Here is a 908-nt window from a genome sequence, read left to right on the forward strand (position 1 = left end):
TTTGATATTATCTTTATCGATCCACCGACCTTTTCAAACTCAAAAAAGTTTCAGGGTACTTTTGATGTACAGCGTGATCATGCTGCCCTTATCAACCGTGCTATGAATCGTTTGACTTCGGATGGCGTGTTGTATTTTTCAAACAACTTTACTCGCTTTGAATTAGATGAACAGCTGAGCGAGCGCTACGCTATCATTGATATTACCTCAAAGACTATTGGCTTTGATTTTAATATCAAAAAACCCATCCATCAAAGTTTTGAGATTCGTCATCGCTAGAGTTTAGATGTACAAAAGTTCACTGTAGTATTTAAATATTATCATTTGTAGTTCACCTTGTCATAAACACAACAATGACCTAATCTGCTTTGATTGGGTCATTTTTTGTTGTTATGATAGAACGTTATTACGTGTTGGTTTTGCACCATTTCTGATGCAATATTATTCTTCCTTGTATCGTCTCAACATCAACACGATTTTAATAAAACGTTGAACTTACTCTAATAATAAGGACTATCAAATGGCTTTATCACTTAATAAAGGCGGTAACTTATCGCTAACGAAAACCGATCCAAATTTATCCAAACTGCTTATCGGTCTTGGTTGGGACGAGCGCGCGACGTCTGGCGCAGAATTCGATCTTGATGCTAGTGTGTTTTTGTTAAGTACGGCTGGCAAAGTACGCGGTGATCATGACTTTATCTTTTATAATCAACTCAAGTCCGACAATGGCGCGGTTGAGCATACGGGTGACAACCGTACTGGCGAAGGTGACGGTGATGATGAAGTCATCAAAGTAAATTTGACCCAAGTACCTGCTGATGTCGATAAAGTTGTCGTTACCGTTACTATTCATGATGCTGCTGCTCGTAGTCAAAACTTTGGTCAAGTAGCCAACGCCTTCATCC

At 39.0% G+C, this 908-nt stretch carries 1 protein-coding gene and 1 pseudogene; both read left to right on the forward strand.

Going from position 1 to position 908, the window contains the following annotated elements; genetic code table 11:
* Window positions 1–279 (forward strand): annotated as a pseudogene (locus ACS8FD_RS17990) (bifunctional 23S rRNA (guanine(2069)-N(7))-methyltransferase RlmK/23S rRNA (guanine(2445)-N(2))-methyltransferase RlmL); the annotation flags it as partial.
* Window positions 280–520: 241 nt separating this feature from the next.
* The coding region (locus ACS8FD_RS17995; protein WP_439276854.1) for a TerD family protein at window positions 521–908 on the forward strand (388 nt) is incomplete at its 3' end.

Source organism: Psychrobacter sp. 1U2 (assembly GCF_051847575.1).